This is a genomic window from Mesorhizobium sp. M7A.F.Ca.AU.001.01.1.1 (genome assembly GCF_004022735.1).
In the GTDB taxonomy this organism is placed as follows: domain Bacteria; phylum Pseudomonadota; class Alphaproteobacteria; order Rhizobiales; family Rhizobiaceae; genus Mesorhizobium; species Mesorhizobium ciceri.
Map to the genome: position 1 here is coordinate 1 of NZ_RZPF01001152.1, position 1,115 is coordinate 1,115.

The window sequence follows — 1,115 nt, forward strand, 5'->3', positions numbered from 1 at the left end:
GGGAGGACATCGCCCAAGCCACATTGTGGGCGATCGTCGAGGAGCCGACACCGCCCTTGGCGCCGACGAAGGCGATCGAGCGGCCGAGCGGCTCGGCTTCCGGATCGATGAAAATCGACGACACCACGCTGACGATGTCGGCCATCGAGACCGGAGCGATCACATATTCGGAAATGCCGTTGCGGATGAGTTCCCGGTAGAGGCCGACATCATTGTAGTGGCCGATCACCACCACCTTCGACGTCGGATCGCAATATTCCGAAAGCTGGGCGAGTTGTTCCAGCAATTGCTTGGGCTCGCTGCGCGATTCCAGCAGGATCAGATTGGGCGTCGGCGCCGATTGGTAGAATTCGATGGCAGTGGGAACACCGCCCATGTGGACCTTGAGATGCGCCTTCGTCATGCGACGGTCCTCGCCGGCGCGCTCGACCGGGTTGGCAACACCCTCGGTCTCGCAGAATGCCTGGATCGAGATGCGCGGGATCGGCCGCAACGCCTGCATCGCGGCGATGTCCTGCTGCGAGGTATCGCTGCCGTCCACCGGGGCGTCGTAGGCAAGGTTGCTCATCGTCATGCTCTCTCCCGTGGCCTGTTCTATCCGAGATTTGCGGCTCAGTACGTCACTTCCGAATTGCCGAGGAACTCTTCCGAAATGCCTCTCTTTTGGTAAACATCGATGGCTTGGCTACGATTTGCCGGATCAATATTGGCAGATTTACGCGGGCCGAGCAGGTCGGCGGGATTGGCCATCTGGGCGGCAAGATTGTTCTGATAGGAGCAGCCGAAGTCGGCATAGTGCTTGTTCTCCGATGTCTCCATAAGATCTTCGGGCCAGCGGCCGCACTTATCGGTCTGGGCTTTCACCGAGATATAAGCAACGCGAATCGGGGCAGAGGCTTCGGCGGAGGCGGACTGATAGGAGGTCACGACAATCCGATTGCGCTTGATGCCGCTGGCAACCGCCAGCCGGGCGAAATCGCGGGCCGCCGTGGTCGCGGCGACCTCGTTGGCCGATCCGCTCGGGACCTGGATCGTCAGCGTCGGGGCGGCACTTCTGTCATAGCCATCCAGGAAGCCAAGAAGCGTATCGCGCTGGGAGCCGGTCATGCCGCGGT

The 1,115-nt window shown here is 61.2% G+C and carries 1 protein-coding gene and 1 pseudogene; both read right to left on the bottom strand.

All coding sequences use genetic code 11. The annotated features are described in order from the left end of the window. Window positions 1–574 (bottom strand): annotated as a pseudogene (locus EN884_RS36670) (CtpF protein); the annotation flags it as partial. Between the two features lie 38 nt (window positions 575–612). After that, window positions 613–1,115 (bottom strand): CpaD family pilus assembly lipoprotein (locus tag EN884_RS36675; protein ID WP_128361161.1); only part of this gene is annotated, 503 nt, incomplete at its 5' end.